Genomic DNA, 3,814 nt, shown 5'->3' on the forward strand with positions numbered 1-3,814 from the left:
AAGCTTCACATTGTTCTCGCGGCAAATCTCAATCATCGCCTCCGCGTCTTCTACGGTTGTCGCGATCGGCTTTTCGCAGAGAATGTGTTTTCCGGCTCCGGCAGCGATCTCGACGAACTCCCTGTGGGTAGAGTTCTCGCTCGTTACTATCACACCGTCGCTCCGAGCGACGAGTTCTTCTGGCTTTTCACAGGGCTTTATGCCCAGGTCTTTGCAAGCTTTGTTCATCCTGGATCTGTCCTCATCGTAAAGCCCCGCTATCTCGATATCATTCATTCTCTTCAAGGCTCTCACATAGCTGTAACCGTGCATATGTGCAATACCTAGGATCGCGATTTTCGTCATCTCAAAACACCTCCGAAAGCTCGACCGGTCTGTGCAGTTTTGCAGACATGTTGGCCGCCAGCGCGACTCTCAACGATTCTATGGCCTCTTGCCCGTTAACGGGGACTTCTCTGTCTTTCTCTACTGAGAGTATGAAGGACTTCAATTCTTCGGTGTACGGATCAAAATAGGCCGGATTCTCCTGCAAGTATCTCGGCTTTCCATCGATCGAAGTTTGCAGACGAAGCATCGTCTCTCTCTCGTAGCTGTTGGTTATCATTCCCTTAGTGCCGACAAATTCGTAGAACGTTCCAAAATTAACAGGCATCCCGGCCGGTTCGGCCCAGCTGCCTTCGATGTGTGCCAGGGCGCCGGATTCGAACCTCAGAATCGCCATGCCATGGTCGAAAGAGTTTTTCTTCCTCTCCGAGCTCAGCGTTACTGACCTCGCTTCGACGGTTTTCACGGGGCCCAGCAGTTTTCTGAGAAAGTCGAAATCGTGTATTGAGAGATCTACGAAGACGCCCCCGCTCTTTGTAATATCGGCGAACCAGTTGTCTATACCGTGAGAGGGAAATGAACCTCCCCTGTAAAGCCTTGCCATTACAATTTCACCCACGTCTCCGGCGGCAGCAAGTTCCTTAACTCTTATATACTGCGGAAAGAAGCGTACAACGTGGCCCACCATGAATTTCCTTCCGCTCTTTTTGGCCGCCCCGTCCATTGCCCTTGCGTCTTCAAGAGTTAGCGCCACTGGCTTTTCGCAGAAGAGGTGCTTGCCGGCCTCAAGCGCCCTGACGGCAAGTTCCCTGTGCGTGAATGTCGGCGTGCAGATATCTACAATGTCTACACTGCTGTTTTCCAGAATCTCCTCAAAGCTGGCGACGGTCGCTCCGTATTTTTCTGAGATCGCCTTTGCCCTGCTTTCGACTGGATCGACTATCCAGAGGGAATTTCTTTGATCGATGGCCCTGTAGGCCCTCGCGTGGACGTTTCCCATCATCCCCGCTCCAAGTATCGCTATCGAATGCATCTCGCTCCTCCTTTTCTCTCTTCCGGTTTGAATATGTCGGCTTCGTTCAATCCGATGCAATTCAACACTCTGGTTATGAACTCTCTCTTCAAAAGCTGTTCCGGACCGTGCGAATCGGTCCCGTAAGAGAACCGCACGCCCCTGCGCCGGAGGAGATCGATCACCTCAAGCCTGGGCGATGCGGACATTTCGTGAATCTCCACGGCCACGCCGCTCTTTACGAGGGCCGGACCTATCGAGGCGTACCAGTCGAGGGCGAGATACTTCGCGGCGTAGTAACGCTCGATCTCGCGCCTTTCATCGAAGGGCTGCTCGCTCCAAGAGGCGTCAGGAAGGGTATCCCTCGACATGGCCGAGAACCTGAAAGCCTCCCTTTTCTATTCCGCGCTCTATGTAAGTCCTGTACTCTCTCCAGTAGTCGGATTCGCTCTTATGCCTCCAGTTTACCCTGTGCACGCTGGCGATCAAGAAATCGAAGGGCGGTACCTTCGCCGGAAGCATCAAGCCGTCCGGTCCCAACCCCGTTTCGCCGCCCAGAAGAACCTCTATGCCAGACTTTCTCGCTTTCTCTTTGAACCGGTTGAACAGATCCATATAATGAGCCTCCGACACGGCCACCGAATGGGGCAAGCCCGTTTCGAAGTGATCGGTTATCCCGCATTTCGACAGACCGGCATTACGGAGCGCTGTCAGAAACTCCTTGAAGGACATCGAACCGTCGGAAAAGACCGTATGAAAATCGAAATCAACGCTCATCATCACAGCTCCAGATGTTTTCACCATCGAATTTCCTTTCGCTTTCTATAGAGAGAATCTTCAATGTCATCGGCACGATATCAACCAGCTTTGCCGCAGGTATTCTGCAGCGTTTCATCATGCTACCCCAGAAAGCGATCACGGTTCCCTCCTCGCCCTCGGTTCCATGATAGCCGAATCCTCCCGTTTTCGGTCGCAAATATGGCCTTGAGTCTTTATCCAAGAGCTCTGAATTCACCAAATGAGGCGACGATATTCGATAGGGTTGCCTTTCTGTTTGCAAATTCCACGGTCTCGTCTTCTTCGGCATACTCCATCACATTACGGGCCCACGTTTTCCTTATGTTTACCCTTACTTCTTCACTTGCACCTGCCATCCATCGGCTATTGCGCTTGTCGTCAGGATTCCTTTGAATTGATCACCATGGTATACAGGGATCTGAGAATATGATTTTTCAGCAATAATCTTTAGCCTTTTCCAGGCTGTCATTTGTGTCTATCTTCGCTACTTTCTCGTATCCAAATACAGAAGTAATCCTTGGCGGATCATTGAGCATACGAGCGATCCGCTCTATGTCTTGAACTACTTCGCCGTGTGGCTCTGCGATAGGTCCGGTATCGGCTGTTACTGTCTGGACTATCGCGTTGCGTAACTCTGAATATTCCAGAAGAACCTCGAGAAAGCTCCTGAGAACCTTGTCACTCTTCGACAAACCTCTCAAAGATCTGGAGAATTCATCGATCTGATTATCTTCGTTGAATCTGCTAAACTCCCCTTCTGTCGTTGCAAAGGCACGCACGAATCTCACTGAATTCTTCATGGTCAATCCGCCTGACTTAAGAACACTTATGCTGAGAAAAAATGAACTACGGTGAGAAACAGAAATGGACTCTCACTTGTGTCTTCATCTTAATTAAAGTATAACAAAACGGTGGTTTGGGAGAAAACGGGTTTCAGCTAATAGTCCGTGATTAGAGTAGACTGGTGGGTTTCTCTATCGAAGAAGATTAGATTGTTTTAATATGAGCAGATCTGTTCGTAATTTTAGCCTATTCCTGATTATCAAGAAGTCTCTTTCTTCTGGGGTTGTTCAGCTCTTACAATTATGCATCCAATAATTCAAAGAGCAGCCGGGGGAAGGGCTGCTCTTTGATGTAACTAAGCTAAACTGCTTTTCTTTTGACCTTGGTCGTGTTGACGGAGCAAGTTGCATTTTGTTGGACGAATCATGTTGAACAGTTACAGAGTTGCCTATTTCATCGGATTTTGTTGCAATGTGATTTTTCTCGCTCAGAGAACGGAAAATTGAAGTCCGGGTTCTATCTGAGTTTTTCTAATAGCCTTCTTAGCTTCTTGTATGACTTGCCTTCGAGAGGATATGGCAGGGAAAGCAACCAGTCGTTAATCAGCGCAATAGCCATTGTATATGCCCTGCCATCTTGAATCAGATCCTCAATTTCCTCGTCCTTGAGCAGGTTGCTGTCTAGTATAGCTTCTGCCTTGCTGCATAGAACTTTCTCAGCGTACTCTGACACAAGTTCCTTGATCTGCCTTTTCACTATCTCTTTCTCTTTCTCTCTCAAAGCGATCACCTTTGCATCCTCAAGAACTAAGTTAACGGCCAAGCGTTGTTGACAAAAAGAACCATGCAAAACAATGCCTATGTGGCATTTATCCAAGTTCATAGGTAAGCTCGGCTG

At 48.9% G+C, this 3,814-nt stretch carries 8 protein-coding genes; all 8 read right to left on the reverse strand.

The window, feature by feature from the left end; all coding sequences use genetic code 11:
* Nucleotides 1–345, reverse strand: a 345-nt coding sequence (locus BG32_RS12160; RefSeq protein ID WP_147435008.1) for a Gfo/Idh/MocA family protein, incomplete at its 3' end; no start/stop codon positions are given.
* A gap of 1 nt (nt 346) precedes the next feature.
* Nucleotides 347–1,357, reverse strand: coding sequence for a Gfo/Idh/MocA family protein (locus tag BG32_RS12165; RefSeq protein WP_121526910.1), 1,011 nt, complete (start codon nt 1,355–1,357; stop codon nt 347–349).
* Nucleotides 1,345–1,707, reverse strand: coding sequence for a hypothetical protein (locus tag BG32_RS12170; RefSeq protein ID WP_041928114.1), 363 nt, complete (start codon nt 1,705–1,707; stop codon nt 1,345–1,347). The genes BG32_RS12165 and BG32_RS12170 overlap by 13 nt, the downstream gene beginning before the upstream one ends.
* Nucleotides 1,685–2,116, reverse strand: coding sequence for a PHP domain-containing protein (locus BG32_RS12175; protein ID WP_147435010.1), 432 nt, complete (start codon nt 2,114–2,116; stop codon nt 1,685–1,687). Before BG32_RS12175 ends, BG32_RS12170 begins: the two co-directional genes overlap by 23 nt.
* The gene (locus BG32_RS15435; protein ID WP_147435012.1) at nt 2,103–2,312 is read right to left on the reverse strand and encodes a hypothetical protein; all 210 of its coding nucleotides are present in this window, start codon (nt 2,310–2,312) and stop codon (nt 2,103–2,105) included. Before BG32_RS15435 ends, BG32_RS12175 begins: the two co-directional genes overlap by 14 nt.
* Nucleotides 2,313–2,328: 16 nt before the next feature.
* Nucleotides 2,329–2,490: a hypothetical protein gene (locus BG32_RS15650; protein ID WP_006486869.1), complete on the reverse strand. Its 162-nt coding sequence runs from the start codon at nt 2,488–2,490 to the stop codon at nt 2,329–2,331.
* Between the two features lie 78 nt (nt 2,491–2,568).
* Entirely contained in the window at nt 2,569–2,934 is a 366-nt protein-coding gene (locus BG32_RS12180) for a hypothetical protein (protein WP_006486873.1), read from the reverse strand.
* A 499-nt stretch (nt 2,935–3,433) separates the two neighbouring features.
* On the reverse strand, nt 3,434–3,814 hold a 381-nt coding region (locus tag BG32_RS12185; protein WP_259459719.1), incomplete at its 5' end, for a hypothetical protein.

The sequence above is a fragment of the Mesotoga sp. HF07.pep.5.2.highcov genome, from assembly GCF_003666285.1.
Taxonomy (GTDB): Bacteria; Thermotogota; Thermotogae; order Petrotogales; family Kosmotogaceae; genus Mesotoga; species Mesotoga prima.